This window comes from Streptomyces sp. NPDC001880, from assembly GCF_053594575.1.
This window is the reverse complement of sequence record NZ_JBSFET010000087.1, coordinates 1-24,981: the sequence shown is the minus strand read 5'-3', so window position 1 is coordinate 24,981 and position 24,981 is coordinate 1. Positions and strand designations below refer to the sequence as shown.

Here is a 24,981-nt window from a genome sequence, read left to right as displayed (position 1 = left end):
CGAAGACGACCATGGCCAGCTGGCCGAGGACCATGCCGGAGAAGCTGATGAGGGTCGGGTCGAAGGCGGCCCGCTCCATCACCGGGAGGTCGTCGTCGGCGCCGAGCACCCGCCTGCGGGCCGACGCCACGTCCACGGCCATCCGGTACGAGTCCTCCAGGCGGCCGAGCCTGCTGAGGTTGAAGGCGAGGTTGTGGCGGCAGCGCAGGGTGTCGGGGTGGTCGGGGCCCATCGAGCGCTCCCGGGAGGCGAGCACCTCCGCGTACACCTGGTGGGCCTCGAAGTGCCGGCCCAGCCGGCCCAGTACGTACGCCGCCTCCTGACGGGCGGCCAGGGTGTCCGGGTGGTCGGGGCCCAGGCTGCGCTCGCGGCCCCGGGCCACGCGGTCGAACTCCCGCAGGGCGTCCGAGGCACGCCCGGTGCGGCTGAGGGTGAAGCCGATCTCGTACCGGCTGGCGAGGGTGTCGGGGTGGTCGGGGCCGAGGGCGTGCTCGCGTTCGGCGGCGACCGCGCGGTGCACCTCGCCGGCCTCCTCCCAGTGGCCGAGCCGGCCCAGGTCGAGGCCCGCGCTGTGCCGGTTGGCGAGGACGGACAGCAGTTCCGGCGACGGGGTCGGGCGCTCGGCCGCGACCGGTGGCAGTTCGCCGGTGAGGCCGCGGCTGTCGGTGCCGGTGGTCCACTCGCCGGTGAGGCCGGCGGAGTGGTCGGGCGGGGCGAGCGCGGGGCGGGCGCCGGTCGCCTTGTGCCCGGCGGTCATACCGCGGGTCCAGGCCGGCAGCTGCTGCCCGGGAAGCAGGACGGGAGCGGGCGGGGCGAGCCGTACCCGCCCGGTGGGCGGCAGGTGCGGCTGCTCGCCGGTGCGGCCGACGGTGATCCGCCGGCGCAGGTCGCCCGCGTCGACGGGCCGCTCCTCGGGGGTCTTGGCCAGCAGTTCCAGTACGACGCGGTCGAAGAAGCCCGGGAGTTCGGCCCGGTGGGTGCGCAGCGGCCGGGGCTGGGTGTCGCGGTGTCCTACGAGGACGGCCCAGGCGTCGTCGAGGTCGAACGGCGGTGCTCCGGTGGCGATCTCGTACAGCACGCAGCCCAGGGAGTAGAGGTCGCTGCGATGGTCGACCTGGCCGCCACTGATCTGCTCGGGCGACATGTAGTGCGGGGTGCCCATGGCGATGCCGGTACCGGTGAGACGGGAGGTGAAGCCGATGTCGTGGCCGAGCCGGGCGATGCCGAAGTCGCAGATCTTCACCGTGCCGTCGGCCAGCCGCATGATGTTGGCGGGCTTGAGGTCGCGGTGGACGATGCCCTGCTGGTGGGTGTAGCCGAGGGCGTCGGCGACCTGTTCGGCGATGTCGACGATGTCGGGCACCGGCAGCGGATGCTGTTTGTTGTCCTCCAGGAGCTGGCTGAGGTTACGGCCGTCGAGGAGCTCCATGACCAGGTAGAGGACGCCCTCGTGCTCGCCGAAGTCGTGCACGACGGTGACGCCTCGGTGCTGGAGCGAGGCGGCGACGCGGGCCTCACGGCGGAAGCGTTCACGCAGGACACGGGTGAAGGACTGGTCCTGCTGGGGCCCCATCGGCTTGAGGCACTTGACGGCGACATGGCGGCCGAGCGACTCATCATGGGCGCGCCACACCTCGCCCATGCCTCCGCGCCCGATGAGATCGAGCATCCGGTACCGGCTCTGGATCAGCCTGGTGTCCGCCATCGCCTGCTGTCGCCCCCGTCGTTACGCCTGTTTCCTCGCCCTCCCCGGCCCGTCCAGTATGGCGGCCCGGCTGCACAGTTTGTACGGGGTGGGACGGCTGCCGGGGCCGAGCCGGGCCATCGCGTTCAGAATGTGACCGGGCGGGAGCTGCCAGCGGAGCCGGGCGGGGATGCAGCGAAGCACGGTTCCCGCGGTGCGCAGGCGGCGGTCGACGGTGGGTGCCGGGGCGCCGGGTCTGCCGTAGAGCTCATGGGCGTACGGGGGCAGTGACTGGTAGGCGAGTGCCGCGACGCGCCGCCACAGCAGTGCCCGCGCCGGTACGAGCAGTGGGTGGACGGGGGGACGGCGCAGGAAGTCGTCGACGTCCGCCGCCTCCGGGGACGCGGCGAGCCGGGGCCGCACCCGCTCGAAGTAGGCGGCGAGCTGTGCGGTGGTGGCCGGTACGTCCGCGGGGTCGAGGCCGACGAGGCGGGCGCTGTGGCGGTGCTCGTCGATGTAGCGGTCGGCCTGGACATCGGTGAGCGGAAAGCCGGAGCGGCGTTCGACCTGGAGGTAGGAGTCGACCTCCGCGCAGTGCACCCACAGCAGCAGTTCCGGCTCGTCGATGCCGTAGGTCTCCCCGGTCTCCGGGTCGGTGGCCCTGATGAGCCGGTGGATCCTGCGGACCCGGGCACCGGCCTTCTCCGCGGCCTCGGTGGTGCCGTAGGTGATCGTTCCGACGAAGCCGGCGGTACGCATCAGCCGCCCCCAGGCATCCTTGCGGAAGTCGGAGTTCTGCATCACGCCCCGTACGGCGCGCGGGTGCAGCGCCTGGAGGTACAGCGCCCGCACTCCCGCGACCCACATCATCGGGTCGCCGTGCATCTGCCAGGTGACGGATTCGGGCCCGAAGAGCCCGGGGTCGGCGTCCGCCATGCTGTTCGTACCTCCCGCTCGGCGGCGTACGTACGCGAAGGATACGCGCGGGCGCCGATACCTCCCATGGTGCGTCCGGGGGATGCCCGGACGGGCCATTGCGGTGTACACGGGTTCCTTCCGGGTGACCTCCGTGGTCGATTCAGGCGGATTGCTCCCTTCGAGGAACTCCACGGGGAGCTGCGGCGGTTGCGGTCGGCCGCCGAAGCCGCTGCCGGGGCCGTGCAAGCCCGTACGGCCGTGGCCGGTCCCCCGTCCGGCGCCCCGATCCCTATGCCGGTCAGCGACGAGCTCCGCTTGCGCGGAGCAGTAGCGGGAGTACCGGGGCCCGGTCGACGAGCACGTCATCCGCGCGCCCCATCCGCCCGTGCAGCCCGTCGCGCGCCGCTCGCAAGCACGCCGCCCGCAGCAGCCCGGCGGGCAGCCCGGGCACGAGAAGCGTGGACCCGCGCACGGGACGCCTGTCATCGGCCGTCCGGCTGCGCCGGCCCCGTGCAGCCGCCGGATCAGGCGTGGGGGACGACGGCGACGGGGCAGCGGGCGTGATGAATGGCGGCCTGCGCGACGGAGCCCAGGTGCGGCGCCGGGGCAGGACGGTGCTTGCGCCGGCCGACGACCAGCAGCCCGGCGCCACGGGCGGCGCTCACGACAGCCTTGGCAGGGCTTTCGAGGACGATGCCGTCGTCCACCTCCATGTGCGGGAACTTGTCCCGCCAGGGGCGGAGGATCTGATCGAGCTTCTTCCGCGCGTCCTGGGCGATTTCATCCGTCACGTCGTGATCCACCCCCCAGGGTGTGTAGGCGGCGACCGGCAGGCTCTGGCCGTGGACGACCCGAAGGGGCACGCCTCGCGCCGCGGCGCTGGTGAAGGCGAATTCGAGGAGGTGGTCGCCGGGTCCGTGCAGTTTCAGTGCCACGACGACGCCGCCTTCCGCAGCCGGTGCCGGGTGCGGTCCCGGCCCGCCGGTCCCCGCGCGTACCAGCACCACCGGCCTGTCGGCCCGCGCCACGACGGGCATGCTGATGTCCCCGAGGAAGTAGCTCTCCACGGGCACGAGTCCGCGCGAGCCGAGCACGGTCATCTCGGACTCCGACGCGGCATGCAGCAGCGCGTGCTGGGCGTCGTCGGCGATCAGGCTGCCGATGATGGTGAGCCCCGGGTGGCGCTTCTGGAGCTCCGCCTGCGTCTTGTGCACGATCCGCCGCGCCCAGTAGTTCTGGTCCATCTCCGCCGGGACGTGCGTCGGTTCCGGCACCAGGAGCGGCCACGCGTGCAGCAGTCGCAGCGTGAGTCTGCGCCGCTCGGCTTCGTCGGCGGCCCAACGGGCGGCGGCAAGGCTCTCGGGTGAGCCGTCGAGGCCCACGGTGACGACTGGCTCCATGGCGACTGTCTCCGTCTCGTAGGTCTCGAAAGGCCTTGTGAAGGCCGGAACGAAGGCGAGCGGGTCCGCCCGCCCGGCTTCTCCTCATTCGAGGAGTACCGCAAATATCCTGGTGTCGCATGCCGGCCCCGGATGCGGCGGGACTCGCGGGATGGTTGAATCCCCCACGGTCTCCCGGATGTCCTACGTGCCGGTGCGGGACGTCCGGACGTCGTCGGTGCGGTAGGTGACATGCTGAGCGACGGAGACCACACCGTCGACGCTCCGGCACAGCCTTTCGATGATGGGGATCAGGCTCTTGAACTCGACGGATCCGCCGAGGACGACCTGCCCCTGGCGTACGTCGACCGTCACCTCCGAGGGAGCCAGCCCCATCGTCCGCCGAAGTACGTCCCGGTCGATCTCCTCGTGGATGGCGTCGTCACGGCGCAGGAAGACTCGCAGCAGGTCACCGCGGCTGACGATGCCCAGCAACTTGTCCGTCTCGTCCACGACGGGCAGCCGTTTGACGCTCTGCACCTCCATGAGACGGGCAGCCTCGACCACGGTCCACTCCGGACGCGCACACACCGCGGGAGCCGACATCAGCTCTTCGGCCCTGGCCCCTTCGGCCTTGGCCCGCTCCCACGCCTCAAGATGCGGTAGCGGAGTACGACCAGTCGGGTCGGCGACATCGGCGGACTTGCGCAGGAGGTCGGCCTCGGACACGACGCCCATGGGACGGTCGAGTTCATCCACCACGGGTACCGCTGTGACGTCGTGTTCCGCGAGCAGTTCGACGATCTCCTTGAACGGCAGGTCGCACCGTGCCCGGACGACGTCCCGGGTCATGAGCTCTGCAACGGTTCGGTGATGCATGTGACTCGCCTTCCAGGGAGCACCGGTCAGAAGTGGTCATATGTCGAGCGGACCAGGAACCGGACGCCCACGGTTGTGCCGACCGGGCTCGTCTTCGGGGCCGGTGGGCCCCTGAGAACGGCCCACTCGGCCCCATGACGTTGTGATTCCTCCTCACACGGCAGCACGGCGGCGGTCGAAACGGACGGAGGTGCCCTCCTTATCCGGCCAGGACGCAACCGGCAGAACGGCATCGGCCCGCCGGACTGTCCCCGACAGGAACAACTCGTGGCAGACGACGAGCCGGCAGGCGCTCAGGACCTCGGTCACTCGGTTCGCACCGGAACCGGTGGCGCAGACATCCTCGACGATGACCCTGAGCGCCCGCAGCTCCCGGACGGAGTACCGGATCTGCACGACGGATCCTGTTCGGCGCTGACGCTTGACTTCGGGCATGGTCTTCTCCGTAACGTCGACCCATGTCGGACCAGAAGAACCCGGGCGCTCCCGGAAAGCTGCCACGCTCGCTGTACGAACGGGAGCTGTACCGGCTCCAGACCGAGCTCGTGAAGCTCCAGGAGTGGGTGCGCGCCGAAGGAGCACGGCTCGTCGTGGTGTTCGAGGGTCGTGACGCGGCGGGCAAGGGCAGCACGATCAAGCGCGTCACCGAGCATCTCAACCCCCGGGTGGCGCGTATCGTCGCCCTGCCGCGGCCCACCGAGCGCGAGCGCGGCCAGTGGTACTTCCAGCGCTACGTCGAGCACCTTCCGGCCGCGGGGGAAATGGTCCTGCTGGACCGGAGCTGGTACAACCGCGCCGGTGTCGAGCGCGTCATGGGTTTCTGCACCATGGAGGAACACCAGCGGTTCCTCCGCCAGTGCCCGATCTTCGAACGGATGCTGGTGGAGGACGGCATCCTGTTGCGCAAGTACTGGTTCTCGGTCAGTGACGCGGTACAGGAGGAGCGGTTCCGGCGCAGGCTGCAGGATCCCACCCGCCGGTGGAAGCTCTCGCCGATGGACCTGGAGTCGATCACCCGCTGGGAGGCCTATTCGCGGGCGAAGGACGAGATGTTCGTCCACACCGACATCTCGGAGGCCCCGTGGTACGTGGTCGAGAGCGACGACAAGCGCAGGGCCCGGCTGAACATGATCTCCCACCTGCTGTCGACCGTGCCGTACGAGACGGTCGAACCGCCGGTGCTCGAACTGCCCCCGCGGCCTCTGGCCACGGGATACCAGCGACCGCCGAGAGACCTTCAGACATATGTTCCCGACCATGCGTCGCGGCTCGGGAAGTGAGGTGAGGCGGTCACACGTTCAGACCGCGAGAGGCAGGACGGCCACCGGACAGTCGGCGTGGTGAAGCAGCGCATGGGCAACTCGGCCGAGTTGGAGTCCGAGGCGGATCCGGCGGCGATGCGCTCCGACGACGACCATGTCTGCAGCGGCCGAGCGATGCACCAGTACCTTTGCTGCCGTTCCCTCGACCGCCGCCGAGGGCAGCCGGACCGTCGGGTCCTCACGCACGGTCTCCGCCATCGCTTCGTCGATCAGGGTCGCCGCACGTTCCTTGTGGTACAGACGCTCACCGGCAGTACGCCGGGGGGCGGCACGGTTGTGCGCGGGACAGCGCCAGGCACGTACGGCCTCCAGTGTTCTCACGGTGGCACCGGAGCGGGTCCGCCGTGAGGGACGATTCGGCCCGGACGGGGAACGTTCGGCCCTCCTCGTGGTCCGGCTGGACCGCATGCACGACGTGCTTTCGGCACGGCACGACGGGGCGGATGTGCTCGTCGCCGCCCCGGCGTCCGGTTGGCCCGCGATGCGTGGAAGGCGATAGTGGAGGGACCGGGCGGGCCTGCGGCATGGGCCGGACGGCCCCTGTCCGTGAACCGGCTGCCCGGCGATGCTGACACCGGGGACCACAGAGGAGGCCACCGATGAGCGGTTCCCCGACTCGTATCACCGCGGCCCTGCCCGCCCAGCACCGTGCCCGTCTGATGGGGATCGGGCGGGAGGTGAATTTCGCCCAGGGGGCCCGTCTCTTCCGGGAAGGGGACCACGCGGACCACTTCTGGATCCTGCGTTCGGGCACCGTCACGCTCGACATCCGCGTACCGGGCAGCGCCCCGGTGGTCATAGACAGTCTCGGACCCGGCGAACTGGTCGGCTGGGCCTGGCTGTTCAAGCCCTACATCTGGCACCTCGGGGCGGAGGCGATGACGCCTGTCCGTACCCATGAGTTCGACGCGGAGACCGTACTCATGACGATGGACGCGGATCCCGCCTTCGGTTCGGCCGTCGGCCACTGGGTCGGGCAGGTCCTCGCCGACCGATTGCAGGCCACCCGGATCCGTCTGCTCGATCTCTACGCCCCTCATGGCAGCGGCGGGTCCGTGTGAGTACCCCGTCCGTTCACCACCTGCCAGTCACGCCGGAGGAGCACCTCATGGCTGCATCCCCGTACACCGTCAGTGACGTCATGACCCACGCGGCCGTGGCCATCGGCCGCGAGGCCTCGTACAAGGAGATCGTCGCGCTGATGCATCGATGGCGGGTCAGCGCCGTGCCGGTCCTCGAAGGCGAGGGCCGCGTGGTCGGGGTCGTCTCCGAGGCGGACCTGCTGCCGAAGGAGGAGTTCCGACAGGACGAACCGAAGTTGCCCGGCCAGTTGGAGGAGGCGTCGAAGGCCGACGCCGTGCTGGCCGAGGAGCTGATGTCGAGTCCGGCCGTCACCGTCCACCCCGACGCCACGCTCGCCGAGGCCGCCCGCATCATGGCGCGCAAGCGCGTGAAACGACTGCCCGTCGTGAACGATCTCGGCATGCTGGAGGGCGTCGTGAGCCGCAGCGACCTCTTGAAGGTGTTTCTGCGCCCGGACGATGAGATCGACGAGGAGATCCGATCCGCTGTGGTCGCCGGACTGTTCCCTCCGGACCAGGTGGATTTCACCGTGCTGGACGGTGTCGTCACCGTTCGAGGACCGCTCCGGGACCGTTCTCTGGTGCCCCTTCTGGCTCGGGCCATTCGCGCGGTCGAAGGAGTAGTGGACGTTCGCATGGAACCTGTCTGAGGTCTCCCCGGGAGCACTCCGTCCACGACGGATCCCAACGCCGCCTTCGGGGACGCACTGCCGTCGATTCCCGAGGTGCCCGGACGCCCGAGCCTGGTCCGCCCGGTCCCTGCCACGCCCCGTTCGGCCCTCCTGCCCTCGTGCGGCCCGAAGGATCGTGGTCGGTGAACAGCCTCCGGCATCGCGTCCGGATGAATCTCTGCGAGACGGCAGGAGGTGCCGCCATGAAGCACATCAAAGTGGGAGACCTGATGACCGACGATGTCGTCTCGGTCGTCTCGCTCACCTCCTTCAAGGAAGTCGCGAAGCTGCTCGCCCAGCACGACATCAGTGGACTGCCTGTGCTCGACGACGAGGACCGGGTGGTCGGTGTCGTCTCCGAGAGCGATCTGCTCCGCAGGCAGGCGGCGGGGCATCCTGGTGCCGGTGCCACGGCCCCGTCCGGAGCCGAGTTCACCGCTGCCGAGATCATGTCGAAGCCGGCGGTGACCGTCCACGCGGAGGAAAGCGCGCCGGAGGCCGCCCGGCTGATGACGCGCAGTGGCGTGGAGAGGCTTCCGGTCGTGGACGACGAGGACAGGCTTGTCGGCATCGTCACTCGCCGGGACCTGCTGCGTCTCTTCCTTCGCCCCGACGCGGAGATCCGACGACGCGTCATCCAGGACGTGCTGGTGAGCACCATGGGACTCGGGCCCGACGCGGTCGACGTCCACGTCGTGGACGGCGTCGTCACCCTGGAAGGCCGGCTGGAGAGCCGTAGCCAGATCGCGATTCTGGCCTACCTCGCCGAACAGCTCGACGGGGTGGTCGCGGTCGTGAGTCATGCGACCGCCCCCGTGGACGGTCCCGCACCCGCCTTCCTCCAGGAGGTCTCCCATGGTCCGTCCGACGAGCAGTGAGGCCGCGCCGCTGCCATCGCCGCCTGTCACGGCACGCCCCTGCACGAAAGGGAATCGGATCATGATGCATCGCACTGTCGCAGAGATCATGACCCGGGACGTGGCCACGGCCTGCCCCGAAGCATCGCTCGGGACGGTCGCCTGGAACCTTGCCTGCAACGATGTCTCGGCCCTGCCCGTCGTGGACACCCGCCACCATCCCATCGGCATCGTCTCGGAGGCCGACCTGCTCCGCAGGCCCCGGCGGGCGTCGCCGCAGGGTCGACGGGGCCAGGAGCTGGGCCGAGTGGGCCGTGCCGAAGAGAGATCGATCGGCCCATGGCCTCAGCCGGGCCGGAACCTTCTTTCTGCAACAGCGGACCCGGGCACGGGGCGCTGCGGGACGAGGGTGTGGCTGCCCGACCGAAACGAGGCTCAATCCGGGACGAGGACGGCGGCGCCGCTGACCCGGTCGGCCGCCAGATCCCGCAAAGCCTGGTCGGCGCGGCTCAGCGGGTACGGGCTGACGGTGACCCGCATGCCGATCCTTGCGGCCGTGTCCAGGAAGTCGCGGCCGTCCTGCCGGGTATTGGACGTGACGCTGCGCAGATTGCGTTCCTCGAAGAGGTGACGCCGGTAATTGAGCACGGGGATGTCGGTGAGATGGATGCCCGCGACGGCGAGCGTTCCCGAACGGTCCAGTGCCTCCAGTGCCACGGGCACCAGATCACCGACCGGTGCGAACAGGATCGCCGAATCCAGTGGTTCGGGCGGGCGGTCGTACGCGCCGCCCACGGAGGAGGCCCCCAGGCCGAGGGCGAGTTCACGGGCCCGTGCCGAGCGGGTCAGCACGTGCACGGTCGCTCCTTCGGCCAGGGCGACCTGCGCCGCCAGATGGGCCGACGCCCCGAAGCCGTAGACTCCGAGCCGCCCGTTGGGCGGCAGGGCGCTACGACGCAGAGCCCGATAGCCGATGATCCCGGCACACAGCAGCGGCGCCAGCTCTGCGGCGTCCTGGTCGTCCGGAAGCCGGTAGACGTAGTCGGCCGGCACGAGGGCGATATCGGCGAAACCGCCGTCCGCGTCCCAGCCGGTGTAGAGAGAGGCCGGGCAGAGGTTCTCACTACCGGCCCGGCAGTACCGGCAGTGGCCGCAGGTGCTGCGCAGCCATGCCCCACCGGCCCGGTCACCGACCCGGAACCCGGTGACGGACTCGCCGACGGCGGCCACCCGGCCGACGATCTCATGGCCGGGGACGGTCGATTCCCGGTGCGGGCGCAGGTCGCCCTCGGCGAGGTGCAGGTCGGTGCGGCACACACCGCACGCCTCCACCGTGAGCAGCAGTTCACCGGGTCCCGGCGAAGGTATCGCTCGTCGCACACGCACCAGCGGGCCGTCCCCGATCGGACCAGGGCTCCCTACAGCCCACCCGGTCAGCGTTTCCGAAGCCGGCACGCGCACCATGCTCCCAGCCTGGCGCCGGCCGACAGGTCCGGCAAACGCTCACCGCGGATCGGAGAGCCGCAGCCGCACACCGCCCGTCCGGTAACGTCCCCCGGTCGCTCGGGCACGTGACGAGGCCCGCCCCTGCGGTCGGCGCGCCCTCGGCCGGCAGCCGTGATGCCATGGTGAGGACTCCCTGACGAAGGGATCCGTCATGAGCGGCACACCGCCCCTGGCAGCCTTCCTGCGCACACTGCGGGCCGTGGTCTTCGACACCGACGGCGTGGTCATCGATTCCGCCCGGGTCCATGCCACGGCCTGGCAGGGTGCATTCGACGCCTGCCTCTCGGCCGCGGGCGGGCAGCGTCCGTTCGATCCGGTTGACGACTATCTCCGCCATGTCGACGGCCGGTCACGGCTGGACGGGGCCACCGGCTTCCTGGCCTCCCGGGGGCTGTACCTGCCGCTCGGCAATCCCGACGACGCGCCGGGCACCGCCACGGTGTGGGCCGTCGCGGCCCGCAAGGAAGAACTGTTCACCGCGAGCGTGCGTGCGCACGGTGTCACGGCCTGGCCCGGCACCGTCCGCCTGTTGCACACGCTGAGGCATGAACGGATACCCTGCGCCGCTGTTTCGGCGTCCCGCCACGCGACCGAGCTGATGACCGTGGCAGGCGTGATCCGCCTCTTCCGGAGCGTGGTGGACGGCAATGAAGCGCATCGGCTGGGTCTTCCGGGCAAACCGGACCCGGCGCTCTTCCTGGAGGCGGCCCGGCGGCTGGGCGTTCCGGCTCGGGACGCGGCTGTGCTGGAGGACGCGCTGGCCGGGGTCGAGGCCGGCCGGAGGGGCGGATTCGGTCTGGTGGTGGGAGTGGACCGTACGGCCGGAGGCAGAAATTCGGCCGGACTGCGCCACCACGGCGCCGATGTGGTCGTGGCCGACCCCGGCGAGCTGCTGATCCCCGTGACGGGCTGAGAACCGCGGCCCGTTCCCGATCGCGCGAAGGCGATGGGCCGGTCACCCGATCCGGCCGAACCGGCAGACCGCGTCGGCCCGGCAAGGAGTCAGGGCACGGGCAGGCGGAACCAGTGCTGCTCCCCCGCGGCCACGGTCACCAGCCGCTCGCCGGGCAGGCACACGGTCAGCGGGGCAGCCAGTCGCGAGCGGGGCACGAGAATCCCCAGTCGGCCCGGCAGCAGCCGAACACGGATGCCTCTGTGCCCGCGGTAACACAACGTGAACGTGCAGCGCGGCACCTCCCTGAGCGGAATGGGATCGACACGGAGCCCGTCCGGGCCTGCCTCCAGCCCTGCGACGCCCCGTTCGGCGAGATCGAGGGTGCCGGCCATGGCACCGAGATGGATGCCTTCGCCGGTGGTGCCGCCCTGAACATCCGCCACATCGCTGACCAGGGCTTCCTCCCAGTACCGCCAGGCGTCCGGGCCTCGCTCCCGCGCGAGCACCCAGCCGTGCACCAGGCTGCTGAGGGTCGAACCATGACTGGTGCGATCCAGGTAGTAGGCGACCGTCGCACGCCACGTTTCGTCATCGAGCCGGTATCCGAGACGGTCGAACAGTGTCCGCAGCTCGACCGGACGGAAGAGATAGCCGAGCATGAGTGCGTCGGCCTGCTTGGACGCCTGATAGCGATTGACCGTGTCCCCCTCGGACTCCAGGATCCGGTCGAGCCGACGGATGTCGCAGTAACGGGAGCGGTAGGCGTCCCAGTCCAGTTCGGCCAGCTCGCCGTAGCCCTCGAACTGGCTGATGACACCTCCGTGGAACGGCACGTACAGCCGACGGGAGATGTCCTCCCAGAGGCTCAGCGTCCCGTCGTCCAGGCCGAGTCGCTCGGCCAGCTCCCGTCGGCGGGCCTCGGGCAGCGCGCCGAACACCTCGAGTGCGCGTGCGAGGACCCAGGCCGCGGTCACATTGGTGTACGCGTTGTCGTCGATCCCGGGAGCAGCGGCCCCGGGATAAGCGTCGTGGTACTCGTCCGGGCCCACCACACCGCGGATGCGGTAGCGCTCGCGATCGGCGTCGTAGGTGGCTGCGGCACCCCAGTAGCCGGCGATGTCGAGCAGCAGTTCCGCCCCCGGCCCTTGGACGAATCCGGTGTCGCCGGTGCTCTGACCGTACCGCCACACGTTCCAGGCGATGGCCGATCCGACATGGCGCTGCAAGCGCGAGTGGTCGGGAAGCCAGCGGCCGGAGCGGGGGTTGAGATGCAGTGTCTGCGCCTCCTCGGCTCCCGAACTGCCGCTCTGCCAGGGGAACATCGCTCCTCGCAGGCCCGCCCGGCGAGCCGCGTCACGGGCCGCGGGCAGGCGACGGTGCCGGTACATGAGAAGGCCCCGTGCCACTTCCGGGAAGTGCAGCGTGACACAGGGCAGTACGAACAGCTCGTCCCAGAAGACATGTCCCCGGTACGCCTCGCCGTGCAGTCCCCTGGCGGGCACTCCGACGTCCAGCTCGGCCGTGTGCGGGGACAGTGTCTGGAGGAGGTGGAAGAGGTGGAGCCGAAGGATGTGCCCCGCTTCGCCAGGTGCCTTCAATTCGCCCTGGCTCCACAGGCGTTCCCAGGCCGCACGATGAGAGGCCAGCAGCGCCTCGAACGGCGCCGAGTGCGACGCGTGCTCGACAGCAAGCGGCAGAGGATCGCCCGAGGGGCGGTCCAGCGATGTGTACAGCGCGGCGCACTTCACGACGACGGCGGAATGGCCGCGGGAGACCGGCAGCCTGTATCTCTGGACCGTTCCGGTCCCGCTGCAGCTCGATCCCACCGCCACGAGGGGCCGCGACGACGTACGCACGGCGACTGCGATCCGGATCCGGGACGAACGAGTCCGGCAGGACAGCCAGGCCACACCGTCCGCTTCGGCCCCGGCGCGGTGGCCGGTGAGATGGCCTCCGTCCAGCCCGCGGTAGCGCTCGACACCGGCGTTGGTGACGTCGCCGTCGACGACGGACTCGACCTCGACGGCCCCGCTCCAGCCATACCCGTGGAAGGTCGTTCTCTGAGCGGCGAGATACGGGTCGCCCATGTGAACGAGTCTGGTGTGGGTGACGCCGAGCCGGCGCCCGTGGCCGTCCTGGAAGAACAGACGACGGGTGAGAACGCCGCCTCGCAGATCGAGCGAGACCGTGTGACGCCGCAGACTCGGGTCATCGGTGGTGAGCCAGTCCCCCGCCGGTCCGTCGTCCGGCAGGCAGCGGTAGCGCAGGCGCGTCCAGTCGGGCAGGTTGACCATGTCCTCGTTGCCGACCCGTTCGCCCGCGACCTGCGAGAAGAGCCGGTCGTAGCACCCGGCCGCGTAGGTGCCGGGATAGTGGACCGCGTCAGCGGACGACTCGGGCGCGGCGCCCCTGGTGGCGAATCTGCCGTTGCCGAGCGTGCACAGGGCTTCGATCGTCCGCTCCGCCTTGGGGTCGTAGCCGTTGAAGTCCCAGGTGGACGCTGTGCTCATGGCTGAGCCGGAGCGATGATCTCGTTGTGCTGAGGTCCTCCCAGCACCACTTTGAGCGCACCGGTGTCCGCGGCACGGGAGAACACGTCATACGCCTCTTCCATCTGCCCGAGCTCGAAGCGGTGGGTTATCAGTGATGACGACGGCAGTCGCCCGGCGGCGAGCATGCCCAGCAGCACGGGCGTGGAGTACGTGTCGACCAGCCCCGTCGTGATGGTGATGTCCCTGCTCCACAGATCTTCGTCGATGGTGTGGCCGAGCACCCAGCCGCCACCACCGCGGCACTGCCCGTAGCGGCCCTCACGGCAGAACCGGCACCGGCCGCACGCGGATATGCACGAGATCAGGACACGGTCACCGGGCCGGACCGTACGAACGTCGGCCCCGGCCTCGACCACCGTACCGACGGCCTCGTGCCCCAGCGCCCGGCCGGGTGTCACCTCGGGCACATCGCCCTTGATGATGTGCAGGTCGGTCCCGCAGATGGTGACGGCATCGACGCGGATCACCGCGTCGTCGGCGTCCTTGACCACGGGGTCCGGAACCTCCTGCCAGGCAATCCGTCCCGCGCCCTGGAAAACGAGTGCCTTCACGATGCCGCCCCTCTTCCTGCTGTCCCCCGTGAGGTTCTCCCTCAGGCTGCCCCGGTACGGGCCCGCTCCACATGGGCCGGTCGGTCCCAGCCGGGACCTTTCGGGCCCTCTCCCGCCCCGGCCACTGGGATGTGAGGGTGATGACGCTGCCACCCACCGAGGACGAGGCCGGCGATGTCCGAGGCAGAACCGCACCTGGCCGCGCCCGGAACGAGACCCGCGCTGCTGCGCTTCCTGGGCGGCGCCCGGACCGTCACCGGCGGCAAATTCCTCATCGAGAGCGATCACACACCCGGATCCTCCCTCGAGTGCGGCCGCACCGGACGCTTCGAACACGCGCTGACCGAGCCCGCGGTGATCAGGTGTGGGGTACGAGGACGACCGGGCATTTCGCGTGGTGCAGCACAGCGTGCGTCACGCGGCCGAGCGGAGAGCCGATGGGGTGGAAACGCCGACGGGATCCGATGACGATCATGTCGGCACCGGTGGTCGCTGCCACCAGCGCCTCGGAGACGGACCCGGTCCGGACGGCATGCTCGGTCACCTCGAGATCCGGGAATTCCATGCGCACGGGCGCGACGAGCCGGGCGGTCTCGGTCGCCCGGTCCGCGGCGAGCCGGTCCACACCGTCGAGCATCGTCACCACGCTGCCGACGTCCTCGAGGAAGACCCACGCGTTGAGCACCCGCAGCGTGACACCTTCCCGCGCGGCCAGATCGGCGGCGACGCGCAGCGCTTCCCCGTCATGCTCGTCCCGTACCGCGGCCAGCACGACACCGGTCGGTTCACGGTCCTCACCGCTCGGCACGACGACGACCGGAACGGGGGAGCGCGCGGCCACCCGGAGCGAGTCCGAACCGACGAGCAGGGATGCGAATCCCCCGCGCCCGCGGGAGCCGACGACGATCGTGGCGTCGGGCCCTGCTTCGCCGAGCAGGCAGGCCGTTGTCTCGTCCCCGCACAGGGCCGTCGTCACGGGGACGGCGGGAGCGAGTCGTCGTGCGAGTGCGGCGGCCCCTTCCAGCACGCCTTCCGCGAAGCCGTCGATCTGCTGGATGTCCTCCGGGGAGAGGTACAGACTGCCGTGGCTCGTCCCGGTCGCGTACACAATCCGCAGCGGCCGACTGCGGGCCGCCGCCTCACCGACGGCCCACCGCACGGCCCACGTCGCGTGGTCGGAACCGTCGGTGCCGACCACAACCGGTCCGGTCACGCTTGGTCGAGTGCTGCCCATGGTCTCTCCTCGAAGTGAGGCGCTTCCTCCGTCATGATCCGGCCTCGTCGCCCCGGCGCGCAGCGCGAAGCCCTCGGGCAAGGGCTGAGCGGGTCACGGAGCCGGGCCGGTCGGCCCAAGCGCCATGCGTCCCGTACAGCACACGATGGAGACGGCAGGAGCACGCAGCACAGCCGAGCGCCTCGCCGGGAGCACGCATATCGTTCAGAACGGGCATGCGGGTACTTCCTGCCACAGGAACGGAGGTTCCATGTCAACGGCCAGAAGTCTGCTCGACGCGATCCCGCCCGGGAGCCGGGCCCAATTGCTCGACAAGGCGTCCTGCGAAGTGCCGCTGGTACTCGGCGCACGGCTTTTCGAGGAAGGCAGGAGGGCCGATCGCTTCTGGGTCATCCGTTCGGGGCAGGTCGAGGTCGACCTCCACGTGCCCGGCCGCCGTGCGGCGGTCGTCGAGACGCTGGGACGCGACGAGCTGCTGGGCTGGTCCTGGCTCTTTCCCCCGCATGTGTGGCACCTGGGTGCGCGGGTGATCCTGGCGGGGCAGGCCGTGGAGTTCGATGCCGCCGCCGTCCGCTCGCTGTGCGAGGCCGATGCGGTGCTGGGCCGCGCGGTGTACAGGTTCGTCGCCGAGACGATCGCGGAGCGCCTGTACGGAACTCGGACGCGGCTGCTGCAGCTGTACGGTCCCCTCGCCGAGGCGCCCGATATCTGAGCGGTTCGGAGAACGGGGGCGGGACTGCGCAACCCCTGAAGGCGAGGAGGGCCACAATGAGCAACGACACGGGGTTCTCGGCGCAGAAGCCGATCCGCGTGTTCCTGCTGGACGACCACGAGGTGGTCAGGCGCGGCGTGCAGGATCTGCTCGACGCGGAACCCGACATCGAAGTCGTCGGCGACGCCGGCACAGCCGACCACGCACTGGCACGCGGCCCGGCTCTCCGCCCCGACGTCGCCATTCTCGACGTGCGGCTGCCGGACGGCGACGGGATCACGGTCTGCCGTGAGCTGCGCTCACGGATGCCCGGACTGGCCTGCCTGATGCTCACCTCGTTCGACGACGACGAAGCACTGCTCGACTCGATCATGGCCGGTGCGGCCGGCTACGTACTGAAGGAGATCAAGGGCTCGGATCTCGTCACCGCCGTCCGCACCCTGGCCTCCGGGCGCTCGACCCTCGACCCGTCGACGACGGCACGGCTGATGAACAGCCTGCGCGAGGAGCAGTCCGGTTCCGGCTCCGAGGAGGACGGCGCGCTGGCGGGGCTTTCCCCGAGGGAGAAGGACGTCCTCGCACTGATCGGCGAAGGGCTCACCAACAGCCAGATCGGCAAGCGCCTCTACCTGTCGGAGAAGACGGTCAAGAACCACATCTCCCGTCTGCTGGCCAAGCTCGGTGTCGAACGCCGTATCCAGGCTGCGGTAATCGCCGCACACGCCGCGGAAGCCTCCCCGCCCGGTGCCGAGCACCATCAGATCTGACCGTACGGCTCCCCGGAGCACCCTGTGCGGCATCAGGAGAGCCGCAGCGGCACCCGCCAGCTCAGCCTGGTTCCGCCCTGCGCGGACTTCCCCACGTTCATCTCGCCGCCGAGTTTCTCGGCGCGCCGTGCGAGGTTGTCGAGCCCGCTCCGGGAACCGACATGCCTGGGCATGCCCACACCGTTGTCGGAAACGATCAGTCTCACCGCTCCCTCTCCCACCACCAGCGAGATGTCCACCGCAGTCGCCCGTGCATGGCGGGCGACGTTGCTCAGTGCCTCGCCGAGCGCCGCGATCACCTGCTCGGCGGTCTCGGTGGGCACATCCGTGTCGATCAGCCCTCCCATGCGCAGCGACGGCTGAAAGCCCAGGGTCCGGGCGGCCCGCTCGACCGTGGCCGCCGTCCGGGCGCGCAGCCCCTGGCCGGCCCGGCCCGGACCACTGGCACGAAGCCCGAAGATGGTGGACCGGATGATCTTGATGGTCTCGTCCAGATCGTCCACCGCGCGCAGCAGCCGCTCGCTCGCCTGCGGCTGTTCCACGAGCCGCACCACGCTCTGCAGGGTCATCCCGGTGGCGAACAGCCGTTGGATGGCCAGGTCGTGAAGATCCCGGGCGATGCGGTCGCGTTCCTCCAGCAGGGCGATCTGTTCGGCGGACTCGCGCCGCTCGGTGAGCTCCAACGCGAGAGCCGCCTGCCCGGCGAACAGCAGCAGTGGCGCGGTCTCCGCATCGGTGAACGCGGGACGCCCCCGAACCCGGGCCAGCAGCAGCACCCCACGGGTCCGCTCCCCCGTGACCATCGGAACCGCGACAGCGGGACCGAGCCCCCTCCACCTCGGCGGGCCCTCGGTGATCCTCGGATCGTGTTCGACGTCGAAGCTGGTGATCGGCTCCCCCGCATCCAGGGCCGCACCGGCGAACGATCCCGCCCGCGGCAGAACCAGACCGCGATGTGTCCCGGCGTCCAGCCCGGACGCCTGTGCCACCCGGAGGCGATTGTCTCCCGCGGGGAGTGCCAGCACACCGAGATTTGCGGCGAGGATGTGCGAGGAGTGATCAACGATCATCCGCAGGACGCGCGCCTCGTCCACCCCGCTCAGCAGAGCCGCGACGATCTCGCTGTTGGCTTCCTGCCAGCGCTGACGGTCGCGCGTCTCCACGTACAGACGGGCGTTCTCGATGGCCACTCCCGCCGCCACCGCAAGCGTCGACAGCACGGTCTCGTCCTCGGTGTCGAAGACCCGGCCGCCCCGCTTCTCCGTCAGGTACAGGTTGCCGAACACCTTGTCGCGAACCCGGATGGGCACTCCCAGGAACGAGTGCATCGCGGGATGGTTCGGCGGAAACCCGTAGGAGGACGGATGCTCGGAGAGTTCCACCAGCCGCAGCGGCTCGGGGTGCCGGATCAGCTCGCCGAGAATGCCGTGCCCCTCCGGCAGGGGGCCGATGGCCTCGCGCTGCTCCGCCGTGACGCCCACCGGCAGGAACTGTGCGAGCCGGGTTTCCTCACCGACCACTCCCAGGGCCCCGTACTCGGCATCGACCACGACAACCGCGGCCTCGACGATCCGACGCAGCACCCGGGGCAGATCGAGCTCTCTGCCCACCGACATGACTGCGTCCAGCAGCAGGGCCGCCTCGACCGGTCCCCGCATCACGGCGTCGAGACGTTCCTGGAGATCGCCGGGCAGCGTGCCCAGCCGACGGCGCGCCTCTCCGCAGTGGCCGGATCCTTTGTCGCCGTTGTCCCCGTTGTCGCCCACGGTGCCTCCGTCATGACCCACGTAGCGCGGCGGGGCCACCTCTTCACGGTAGTAGCCTCACGGCGAGAAGCATCCGGTGGGCAGCGCCCGGCCCGAACAAGCGTCACGGACATCGCACCGGGTCCCGCCACCCCGCTTGTCCGCCCGCCGCGATCACCACCCCGGCGCGGAGGCGCGAAGAGCGGCTGTACGGCCCTGGTGAGAGAGCCGTTCGTCCCCTGCCGCAGGTCCGCCCCGCCGGGGTGGGCAGGGACGGAACCGCAGGCAACGATGCCCGACGGACAGAGGTACGTCATGAACCGCTCCGCCTTCGTGGGTTGCGGCGGCTGCGCAAGGAGCCGGGCGGCAGCCGCGGCCGAAGCGCGCCGATGGCGGGCCCTTGGCGGGGCCCGCCAGGCGCAGCCCACCGCTGTCAGCCGCCGTGCTTGATCTCGACATGCTTGGCCGACGGCTTCTCGGCGCCCATGCCCACGCTGACCGTGAGCATGCCATCGGTGTAGTCGGCCGTGACATCGTCCTCGTCCGCGCCCGCCGGCAGCGTCAGGCTCCGGCTCATCACGCCGTAGCGGATCTCGCTATGGTTCTTGTCCACTTCCCTCTCGATGCGTTCGGCCTGGACCGTCAGCACGCCGTCGCTGATGAAGACGTCGATGTTCTCGGGAGACGTGCCCGGAAGCTCTGCCCGCACCACGTAACGGCCGCTCTCCGTGTAGTCCTCGATACGAACTGTGTACAGCTCGCCCATGGTGGGCATCGCGAACCGGGCGGGCAGGTTCTCGAACCAGTCCGGGACCTCCGGGAGCGAGAACCTCTGCCCGCGCTTCAGGGTGGTCATCGTGATACCTCCTCGGTGTTCGGTCGCCGATGCCGACACACCCAGTCCAGCGCGGCCAGGTTCCGATTACTGAGGCCGATCGGCCCATGTCCGGGGGCCCTCCGGTCCCCTTTCTCCCGGTCGTCCCGCCGTCGGACCGGACGACAGGTTCCGTGGTGCTTTCGAACTCGATTCGCTCGACGCCCCCAGTCCGATCCGGCTGCCGCACAGGAGTCGGGATCGCCGGGAAGGACTGCGGCGGTGTGTCCCGCGTGGCAGGTTGGATACAGCACCACTCTGAGGAGAGGGCGGCAATCATGCGAGCTCACCTCGGCGACCGACTCGTCATCGAGAGTCCGGCGACCGGCGCTGCCAGACGCGACGGCGAGATCGTCGGCCTGCATCACGCCGACGGCACGCCTCCTTACGATGTGCGTTGGTCGGACACGGACGAGGTGACGCTCGTCTTCCCCGGTCCCGACGCACACATCCACCACCTGCAGCACGAACGGTCCGAATCCTCGCGCGGGTCACAGCCGGGCGTGAGTGAAACGGCGGCCGTGCCCCCGGCTGCCGCACGGAGCGGGGCAGCCGACCCCGGCGACATCGGCCGGCGTGTGGCCGCCGAGCGCCGGAGGCTGGGGTTCAGCCGGGAGGAAATGGCCCGACGGGCCCGGATGTCGGCCAACTACCTCGCCTACCTCGAGGAACGGCCTGCGGATCCGACCCTGGCGACTCTCATCCGGCTGGCCGATGCGCTGGGCACCACGGTCGCCGCTCTGCGCGGCGGCGGAATCGAACTCCCGCCCGGCCAGGGTTACGCCTTGCTGCACCCTCAGCTGCGGGACCTCGGCCCGGAAGAGTGCCGCACGCTGCTTTCCACGCACGGCGTCGGGCGCGTCGCGGTGTCGGGGCCTGACGGCCGCCCGGCGGTCGTCCCGGTCAACTACGGGGTCGTCGATGATGCCATCGTCTTCCGGACGGCGCCCGGCTCCGTGACCGCAGCGGCTGCGGACAAGGAGGTCGCCTTCGAGGTCGACCACGTGGACGATGCCCTGAGCCGGGGCTGGAGCGTGCTCGCCGTCGGCCCTGCGAGCACCGTGACGGACCCCGACACCGTGCGCGAACTCGTCCGACACGCCCACACCACGCCATGGGCGGGCGGGGAGCGGGCGATGTGGGTGTCGATCCGGCCCACGAGCCTCACGGGCCGCCGGATCACTCCGGCCGATCAGTAGCGCCGGAGTCATTTCGATACAGCATCCGCTACGGCCGCAACCCCGGCGTGCCACGTCCGAGGTGACCGAAGGATGGCCGTCGCGACGCGCTCACCGTCGTACGCGTGGCATCCCCAGGCCGATCCAGGAGATGATCTCCCGCTGGATCTCGTTGTTGCCGCCGCCGAAGGTGAAGATGACGGCGGAGCGGTAGCCGCGTTCGAGTTCGCCGTGCAGTACGGCGCCCGCCGAGCCCTCCTTGAGCGGGCCCGCCGAGCCGACGACCTCCATCAGCCAGGCGTAGGCGTCGCGGCGCGCCTCGGAGCCGTAGACCTTGACGGCGGAGGCGTCCTGCGGGGTGAGGGTCGCGTTCTGCACGGCGGACACCATCTGCCAGTTGAGGAGTTTCATGGCGTCGAGCCTGGTGTGGGTGCGGGCCAGCAGGGCACGGACCCAGCCGAGGTCGATCACGCGGCGGCCGTCGGCGAGCCGGGTGTCCGCGGCCCAGCGCTGGACGTTGTGGAGGGCGCGGATGGCCATGGTGCCGTGGGCGGCGAGGGTGACGCGTTCGTGGTTGAGCTGGTTGGTGATGAGCCGCCAGCCCTTGTTCTCCTCGCCCACGCGGCGGGAGACGGGGACACGGATGTTCTCGTAGTAGCTGGCGGTGGTGTCGTGCGAGGCAAGGGTGTTGATCAGGGTGCAGGAGTAGCCGGGGTCCGTGGTCGGGACGAGCAGCATGGTGATGCCCTTGTGCGGTGCCGCGTCGGGGTCGGTGCGCACGGCGAGCCAGACCCAGTCGGCGGTGTCGCCGTTGGTCGTCCAGATCTTCTGCCCGTCGACCGTGTAGTGGCCGGTGGCCTCGTCGCCCTCCCGCACGGCCCGGGTCTTGAGGGCGGCAAGGTCGGTGCCGGCGTCGGGTTCGCTGTATCCGATCGCGAAGTCGATCTCCCCGGAGAGGATCTTCGGCAGGAAGTACGCCTTCTGCTCGTCGGTGCCGTACCGCATGATCGTCGGGCCGACGGTGTTGAGGGCCATCAGCGGCAGCGGGACTCCCGCCTGCGCGGCCTCGTCGAAGAATATGAACTGTTCCATCGGGGACAGTCCGCGTCCACCGTACTCGGTCGGCCAGCCGACGCCGAGCCAGCCGTCGGCGCCGAGGCGGCGGATCGTCTCCCGGTAGAAGCTCTTCTGGGCCGCCGGGGCGGCGTAGCGCGCGTAGGCGTCGTCGGGGACCAGTGCGGCGAAGTAGCTGCGCAGCTCGGCGCGCAACTGCTGCTGTTCAGGCGTGTATTCGAGGTGCACGGCCCCTCCGGGAGTCTCGCGGTCGCGTCGTCCGTGTGCAGCGGCGCACACAGTAGAACGTGTTGCAAGAATCTGGAAGGGCCGGGACGGTTCCGGGGGCGCGGGCCGGCTCCTGACGGCGCGGGTCAGCGCTTGACGGCGCGCAGCACGACGAACTTCGGGTCGCCGGCGACCGTGACGCAGTTGCCGAAGATACGGCGGAGCCGGGTGTGGTAGCCGAGGTGCCGGTTGCCGACCACCCACAGCTCTCCTCCGGGCCGCAGTGCGGCGCGGGCCCCCTGGAACATGGTGCGGGCCGTCGCGTCGGTGGTGGCCTGGTGGGAGTGGAACGGCGGGTTGTTGAGCACCAGGTCCACACTGGCGGGCGGCAGATCCGCCAGCCCGTCGCCGACCAGGAACTCGGCCTCGGCGTCGGGGCCGGTGTTGGCCCGGAAAGTCTCCTCGGCGGAGGCGACCGCCTGGTAGGACTCGTCGATGAAGGTGACCGTCGCCCCGGGGTTGGCGAGCGCCGCGGACAACCCGACGACGCCGTTCCCGCAGCCGAGGTCGACGACCCAGTCGGGGCCGCTGCGCTCGGGGAGGTGGCCGAGGAAGAACCGGGTGCCGATGTCGAGGCGATCGGCGCAGAAGATCCCGGCGTGGTTGGTGACGGTGCGGCCGGAGACCGGACCGAGCCCCTCGGGCAGTTCGTAGCGGTACGGCCAGGGGCTGGGCGCATGGGCCGCCGCCCGGCCCGGCGTGCAGAAGATGAGCCGGGCCTTCTTGACGGCCAGGGACGTGCGGGTCGGACCGATGATCCGTTCGAACAGCTTGAGGGTCGAGGTGTGGATCTCCTTGACCATCCCGGCGCCGATGACGACGGTGTCCGGGTGGACGGCCGGCGCGAGCCGGTGCAACTGGTCCTCCAGGAGCGCGAGGCTCTTCGGGACACGTACCAGCAGGACGTCGACACGGTCCGGTGGCGTGTCCCTGGCGGACAGCAGTCGTACCGCGTCCGGGTCCACGCCGTTGCGGCCGAGATTCGCCAGGGTCGCGCGCTGCGCCAGATAGGAGTCGGTGATCTGTACGGGGCGGTGCCCGGCGAGCACCGTGCTCAGCGCGCCCCAGCGGTCGCCCACCACAACCACGGCGCCCGACAGATCGACCGGATCCGTGCCGTCGGCCCCTTCCAGCCGGCGCAGCAGGTACTCGTCGGCAGCGTCCCAGGCGCGGAACGGGTCGCGCGGGTCCTCGGGGTAGCGGGCGAGGTCGAACCCGGCCCCTGACGTCGTCAAACGGTTCATTGTGCACCCAGGCTAGCCGAGCCGCGGGAAGCGCCCACACACTCCCGCGGCTCGGGCCACCGGGCCGCAGCGTCCCGCCAGGGTGTGTCCGCACAGTCCCCGTCGCCCACCCGAAGGGCAGGCTCCGCGCCGGACACCCCGGAGCGGGCGGGACTCCGCGGACCCGAGCTCCCGGGACAGAACGTCTAGGGCAACGCCTTGTCGATCGCCGACCGGCCTTCCCGGGCGAGCCTGCGCTCCGCCCACTGGAGATTCTGCGGAGTCAGGTCCCGCCCGGAGGCGAGCACCAGGTCCTCTGCCGACGGATTGTCGCTCCCGCCGGTGTGCAAGAGGCTGTCGGGAGTCACTCCCCGAGATGCGGATACGGATTCGGGCTCGTCGCTCATGCCGCCTCCTCGTCCTTTCGGTCATTCTCGCCCCCTGCCCGGCGCGCCGCATCCGAGGCCCCCGGACCCTCTCCCGGGGGCGCAATCAAGCCATCACTTGACCTGCACATGATAGGTACACGCTGTTCACACCATGGTCACCGTGCGTGTGGAAGGCTCCCGGCTACCACGTACCACACGCCCGCCGCGGCGCCGCCCCCCACCTTGTGACGGTGTCGCGGCGCACGCATTTCCGGAGAGGACACCCCACATGTCCCGTCGTCACCCTGGTCACCGGCGCACGCTGCTGGCGGCCCTTGCCGCCTTCGCGGTGCTCGGCGGCACGGCCGCTGCCGCACCGGCCGCCGCACCCGCACCCGAGGCCACGCCCACCACCGCGACACCACTGCGAGTACTCGACGACACGTACTACCAGGACGCGCTCGGCAAGACCGGCACCCAGCTGAAGAGCGCCCTGCACGACATCATCAGCGTCCAGACCAAGCTCTCGTACAGCCAGGTCTGGAACGCTCTCAAGGACACCGACGAGGACCCCGCCAACAGCTCGAACGTGATCCTCCTCTACGCCGGCCGCTCCCAGTCCAAGAACTCCAACGGCGGCTCGGTCGGGGACTGGAACCGCGAGCACGTCTGGGCCAAGTCGCACGGAGACTTCGGCACAGCGACCGGCCCCGGCACCGACATCCACCACCTGCGCCCGGAGAACGTCACCGTCAACTCGATCCGCGGCAACAAGGACTTCGACAACGGCGGCAGCGCGGTCAGCGGCGCCCCGGGCAATTACACCGACAGCGACTCCTTCGAGCCGCGCGACGCGGTCAAGGGCGATGTCGCCCGCATGCTGTTCTACATGGCGGTGCGCTACGAGGGCGACGACTCCTTCCCCGACCTGGAGCCCAACGACAAGGTCAACAACGGATCCGCCCCGAACATCGGCCGCCTGTCGGTGCTGAAGGCATGGAGCCAGGAGGACCCGCCGGACAGCTTCGAGAAGCGGCGCAACGACGTCATATTCGACCAGTACCAGCACAACCGGAACCCGTTCATCGACCACCCCGAGTGGGTCGAGTCCATCTGGTAGCCCCGGCCCGGAAGCGACGGCGCGGGCCCCGGCACTCAGCCGGGCCCGCCGCCCGTGCACCAGGCCACGGCCACGACTACCGCACCCGTCGAACGTTACCCATCCCGGGTGGCGGTCCCCGTC

24 protein-coding genes and 1 pseudogene are annotated in these 24,981 nt (G+C 70.3%); 10 read left to right on the top strand and 15 right to left on the bottom strand.

The annotated features are described in order from the left end of the window. The 5 genes from ACWCQ6_RS29835 to ACWCQ6_RS29815 form a co-directional block, all read right to left on the bottom strand. Positions 1 to 1,705: protein kinase domain-containing protein (locus tag ACWCQ6_RS29835; RefSeq protein ID WP_451094448.1), on the bottom strand; the 1,705-nt coding region annotated here is incomplete at its 3' end. Positions 1,706 to 1,726: 21 nt separating this feature from the next. Then, positions 1,727 to 2,620, bottom strand: coding sequence for an oxygenase MpaB family protein (locus ACWCQ6_RS29830; protein ID WP_451094446.1), 894 nt, complete (start codon positions 2,618 to 2,620; stop codon positions 1,727 to 1,729). A 506-nt stretch (positions 2,621 to 3,126) separates the two neighbouring features. Next, positions 3,127 to 4,002, bottom strand: a complete 876-nt coding sequence (locus ACWCQ6_RS29825; RefSeq protein ID WP_451094445.1) for a universal stress protein — start codon at positions 4,000 to 4,002, stop codon at positions 3,127 to 3,129. Positions 4,003 to 4,185: 183 nt separating this feature from the next. After that, a complete protein-coding gene (locus ACWCQ6_RS29820; protein WP_451094443.1) occupies positions 4,186 to 4,860 on the bottom strand; it encodes a CBS domain-containing protein in 675 nt (224 codons plus the stop codon). A gap of 153 nt (positions 4,861 to 5,013) precedes the next feature. Beyond that, on the bottom strand, positions 5,014 to 5,295 hold the full coding sequence (locus tag ACWCQ6_RS29815; protein ID WP_451094441.1) for a hypothetical protein: 282 nt from the start codon (positions 5,293 to 5,295) through the stop codon (positions 5,014 to 5,016). 23 nt (positions 5,296 to 5,318) lie between these two features. On the opposite strand from ACWCQ6_RS29815, the gene ppk2 reads away from it, so the two are divergent. Then, positions 5,319 to 6,140 carry a polyphosphate kinase 2 gene (gene ppk2 / locus ACWCQ6_RS29810; protein ID WP_451094439.1) on the top strand — a complete coding sequence of 274 codons (822 nt, stop codon included), beginning with the start codon at positions 5,319 to 5,321 and terminating at the stop codon, positions 6,138 to 6,140. Positions 6,141 to 6,158: 18 nt separating this feature from the next. Here the strand turns inward: ppk2 and ACWCQ6_RS29805 are convergent, their stop codons facing one another. Then, positions 6,159 to 6,503 (bottom strand): universal stress protein, encoded by a 345-nt coding sequence (locus ACWCQ6_RS29805; protein ID WP_451094437.1) that lies wholly within the window; start codon positions 6,501 to 6,503, stop codon positions 6,159 to 6,161. A 278-nt stretch (positions 6,504 to 6,781) separates the two neighbouring features. Here ACWCQ6_RS29805 and ACWCQ6_RS29800 point away from each other — a divergent pair, with 278 nt between their 5' ends. From ACWCQ6_RS29800 to ACWCQ6_RS29785, 4 genes and pseudogenes are all read left to right on the top strand, one after another. Next, complete coding sequence (locus tag ACWCQ6_RS29800; protein WP_451094435.1) at positions 6,782 to 7,243, top strand: cyclic nucleotide-binding domain-containing protein; 462 nt, start codon at positions 6,782 to 6,784, stop codon at positions 7,241 to 7,243. 47 nt (positions 7,244 to 7,290) lie between these two features. After that, on the top strand, positions 7,291 to 7,914 hold the full coding sequence (locus tag ACWCQ6_RS29795) for a CBS domain-containing protein (protein WP_451094433.1): 624 nt from the start codon (positions 7,291 to 7,293) through the stop codon (positions 7,912 to 7,914). Between the two features lie 224 nt (positions 7,915 to 8,138). Further along, on the top strand, positions 8,139 to 8,813 hold the full coding sequence (locus ACWCQ6_RS29790; RefSeq protein WP_451094431.1) for a CBS domain-containing protein: 675 nt from the start codon (positions 8,139 to 8,141) through the stop codon (positions 8,811 to 8,813). Further along, positions 8,737 to 9,039, top strand: a pseudogene (locus tag ACWCQ6_RS29785) (CBS domain-containing protein); the annotation flags it as partial. The gene ACWCQ6_RS29790 and the pseudogene ACWCQ6_RS29785, both read left to right, overlap by 77 nt. Positions 9,040 to 9,227: 188 nt before the next feature. On the opposite strand, the gene ACWCQ6_RS29780 reads toward ACWCQ6_RS29785, so the two are convergent. Further along, positions 9,228 to 10,256: a zinc-binding alcohol dehydrogenase family protein gene (locus ACWCQ6_RS29780; RefSeq protein ID WP_451094429.1), complete on the bottom strand. Its 1,029-nt coding sequence runs from the start codon at positions 10,254 to 10,256 to the stop codon at positions 9,228 to 9,230. Positions 10,257 to 10,449: 193 nt separating this feature from the next. Here ACWCQ6_RS29780 and ACWCQ6_RS29775 point away from each other — a divergent pair, with 193 nt between their 5' ends. After that, positions 10,450 to 11,211: an HAD family hydrolase gene (locus tag ACWCQ6_RS29775; RefSeq protein WP_451094427.1), complete on the top strand. Its 762-nt coding sequence runs from the start codon at positions 10,450 to 10,452 to the stop codon at positions 11,209 to 11,211. Positions 11,212 to 11,300: 89 nt separating this feature from the next. On the opposite strand, the gene ACWCQ6_RS29770 is transcribed toward ACWCQ6_RS29775, so the two are convergent. The 3 genes from ACWCQ6_RS29770 to ACWCQ6_RS29760 all read right to left on the bottom strand — a co-directional run bounded on the left by ACWCQ6_RS29770 (position 11,301) and on the right by ACWCQ6_RS29760 (position 15,530). Further along, the gene (locus ACWCQ6_RS29770) at positions 11,301 to 13,703 is read right to left on the bottom strand and encodes a glycoside hydrolase family 65 protein (protein WP_451094425.1); all 2,403 of its coding nucleotides are present in this window, start codon (positions 13,701 to 13,703) and stop codon (positions 11,301 to 11,303) included. Continuing rightward, complete coding sequence (locus ACWCQ6_RS29765) at positions 13,700 to 14,296, bottom strand: alcohol dehydrogenase catalytic domain-containing protein (RefSeq protein ID WP_451094423.1); 597 nt, start codon at positions 14,294 to 14,296, stop codon at positions 13,700 to 13,702. The genes ACWCQ6_RS29770 and ACWCQ6_RS29765 overlap by 4 nt, the downstream gene beginning before the upstream one ends. Before the next feature lie 358 nt (positions 14,297 to 14,654). Continuing rightward, on the bottom strand, positions 14,655 to 15,530 hold the full coding sequence (locus ACWCQ6_RS29760) for a universal stress protein (protein ID WP_451094421.1): 876 nt from the start codon (positions 15,528 to 15,530) through the stop codon (positions 14,655 to 14,657). Positions 15,531 to 15,780: 250 nt separating this feature from the next. On the opposite strand from ACWCQ6_RS29760, the gene ACWCQ6_RS29755 reads away from it, so the two are divergent. Continuing rightward, positions 15,781 to 16,242: a cyclic nucleotide-binding domain-containing protein gene (locus ACWCQ6_RS29755; RefSeq protein ID WP_451094419.1), complete on the top strand. Its 462-nt coding sequence runs from the start codon at positions 15,781 to 15,783 to the stop codon at positions 16,240 to 16,242. Positions 16,243 to 16,298: 56 nt separating this feature from the next. Further along, positions 16,299 to 17,009, top strand: a complete 711-nt coding sequence (locus tag ACWCQ6_RS29750; RefSeq protein ID WP_451094417.1) for a response regulator — start codon at positions 16,299 to 16,301, stop codon at positions 17,007 to 17,009. A gap of 32 nt (positions 17,010 to 17,041) precedes the next feature. Here ACWCQ6_RS29750 and ACWCQ6_RS29745 read toward each other — a convergent pair whose 3' ends face one another. Together ACWCQ6_RS29745 and ACWCQ6_RS29740 are read right to left on the bottom strand one after the other, a co-directional pair. Then, on the bottom strand, positions 17,042 to 18,667 hold the full coding sequence (locus tag ACWCQ6_RS29745) for a GAF domain-containing protein (RefSeq protein WP_451094450.1): 1,626 nt from the start codon (positions 18,665 to 18,667) through the stop codon (positions 17,042 to 17,044). 520 nt (positions 18,668 to 19,187) lie between these two features. Further along, a complete protein-coding gene (locus ACWCQ6_RS29740) occupies positions 19,188 to 19,610 on the bottom strand; it encodes an Hsp20/alpha crystallin family protein (RefSeq protein WP_451094415.1) in 423 nt (140 codons plus the stop codon). 296 nt (positions 19,611 to 19,906) lie between these two features. On the opposite strand from ACWCQ6_RS29740, the gene ACWCQ6_RS29735 reads away from it, so the two are divergent. Continuing rightward, the gene (locus ACWCQ6_RS29735; RefSeq protein ID WP_451094413.1) at positions 19,907 to 20,827 is read left to right on the top strand and encodes a pyridoxamine 5'-phosphate oxidase family protein; all 921 of its coding nucleotides are present in this window, start codon (positions 19,907 to 19,909) and stop codon (positions 20,825 to 20,827) included. 90 nt (positions 20,828 to 20,917) lie between these two features. On the opposite strand, the gene ACWCQ6_RS29730 is transcribed toward ACWCQ6_RS29735, so the two are convergent. From ACWCQ6_RS29730 to ACWCQ6_RS29720, 3 genes are all read right to left on the bottom strand, one after another. Further along, on the bottom strand, positions 20,918 to 22,108 hold the full coding sequence (locus ACWCQ6_RS29730) for an acyl-CoA dehydrogenase family protein (protein WP_451094411.1): 1,191 nt from the start codon (positions 22,106 to 22,108) through the stop codon (positions 20,918 to 20,920). A gap of 125 nt (positions 22,109 to 22,233) precedes the next feature. Next, entirely contained in the window at positions 22,234 to 23,391 is a 1,158-nt protein-coding gene (locus ACWCQ6_RS29725; protein ID WP_451094409.1) for a methyltransferase, read from the bottom strand. A 185-nt stretch (positions 23,392 to 23,576) separates the two neighbouring features. Further along, positions 23,577 to 23,777 (bottom strand): hypothetical protein, encoded by a 201-nt coding sequence (locus tag ACWCQ6_RS29720; protein WP_451094407.1) that lies wholly within the window; start codon positions 23,775 to 23,777, stop codon positions 23,577 to 23,579. A gap of 250 nt (positions 23,778 to 24,027) precedes the next feature. On the opposite strand from ACWCQ6_RS29720, the gene ACWCQ6_RS29715 reads away from it, so the two are divergent. Continuing rightward, positions 24,028 to 24,858 carry an endonuclease I family protein gene (locus ACWCQ6_RS29715; RefSeq protein ID WP_451094405.1) on the top strand — a complete coding sequence of 277 codons (831 nt, stop codon included), beginning with the start codon at positions 24,028 to 24,030 and terminating at the stop codon, positions 24,856 to 24,858. Positions 24,859 to 24,981 lie beyond the last annotated feature (123 nt).

Coding starts and splice junctions, on each gene's coding strand:
- ACWCQ6_RS29800 (WP_451094435.1), top strand. CDS start 6,782: ATGAGCGGTTCCCCGACTCGTATCACCGCGGCCCTGCCCGCCCAGCAC.
- ACWCQ6_RS29815 (WP_451094441.1), bottom strand. CDS start 5,295: ATGCCCGAAGTCAAGCGTCAGCGCCGAACAGGATCCGTCGTGCAGATC.
- ACWCQ6_RS29755 (WP_451094419.1), top strand. CDS start 15,781: ATGTCAACGGCCAGAAGTCTGCTCGACGCGATCCCGCCCGGGAGCCGG.
- ACWCQ6_RS29725 (WP_451094409.1), bottom strand. CDS start 23,391: ATGAACCGTTTGACGACGTCAGGGGCCGGGTTCGACCTCGCCCGCTAC.
- ACWCQ6_RS29740 (WP_451094415.1), bottom strand. CDS start 19,610: ATGACCACCCTGAAGCGCGGGCAGAGGTTCTCGCTCCCGGAGGTCCCG.
- ACWCQ6_RS29715 (WP_451094405.1), top strand. CDS start 24,028: ATGTCCCGTCGTCACCCTGGTCACCGGCGCACGCTGCTGGCGGCCCTT.
- ACWCQ6_RS29795 (WP_451094433.1), top strand. CDS start 7,291: ATGGCTGCATCCCCGTACACCGTCAGTGACGTCATGACCCACGCGGCC.
- ACWCQ6_RS29735 (WP_451094413.1), top strand. CDS start 19,907: ATGCGAGCTCACCTCGGCGACCGACTCGTCATCGAGAGTCCGGCGACC.
- ACWCQ6_RS29790 (WP_451094431.1), top strand. CDS start 8,139: ATGAAGCACATCAAAGTGGGAGACCTGATGACCGACGATGTCGTCTCG.
- ACWCQ6_RS29775 (WP_451094427.1), top strand. CDS start 10,450: ATGAGCGGCACACCGCCCCTGGCAGCCTTCCTGCGCACACTGCGGGCC.
- ACWCQ6_RS29760 (WP_451094421.1), bottom strand. CDS start 15,530: ATGGGCAGCACTCGACCAAGCGTGACCGGACCGGTTGTGGTCGGCACC.
- ACWCQ6_RS29825 (WP_451094445.1), bottom strand. CDS start 4,002: ATGGAGCCAGTCGTCACCGTGGGCCTCGACGGCTCACCCGAGAGCCTT.
- ACWCQ6_RS29750 (WP_451094417.1), top strand. CDS start 16,299: ATGAGCAACGACACGGGGTTCTCGGCGCAGAAGCCGATCCGCGTGTTC.
- ACWCQ6_RS29820 (WP_451094443.1), bottom strand. CDS start 4,860: ATGCATCACCGAACCGTTGCAGAGCTCATGACCCGGGACGTCGTCCGG.
- ACWCQ6_RS29780 (WP_451094429.1), bottom strand. CDS start 10,256: ATGGTGCGCGTGCCGGCTTCGGAAACGCTGACCGGGTGGGCTGTAGGG.
- ACWCQ6_RS29770 (WP_451094425.1), bottom strand. CDS start 13,703: ATGAGCACAGCGTCCACCTGGGACTTCAACGGCTACGACCCCAAGGCG.
- ppk2 (WP_451094439.1), top strand. CDS start 5,319: ATGTCGGACCAGAAGAACCCGGGCGCTCCCGGAAAGCTGCCACGCTCG.
- ACWCQ6_RS29720 (WP_451094407.1), bottom strand. CDS start 23,777: ATGAGCGACGAGCCCGAATCCGTATCCGCATCTCGGGGAGTGACTCCC.
- ACWCQ6_RS29745 (WP_451094450.1), bottom strand. CDS start 18,667: ATGCGGGGACCGGTCGAGGCGGCCCTGCTGCTGGACGCAGTCATGTCG.
- ACWCQ6_RS29830 (WP_451094446.1), bottom strand. CDS start 2,620: ATGGCGGACGCCGACCCCGGGCTCTTCGGGCCCGAATCCGTCACCTGG.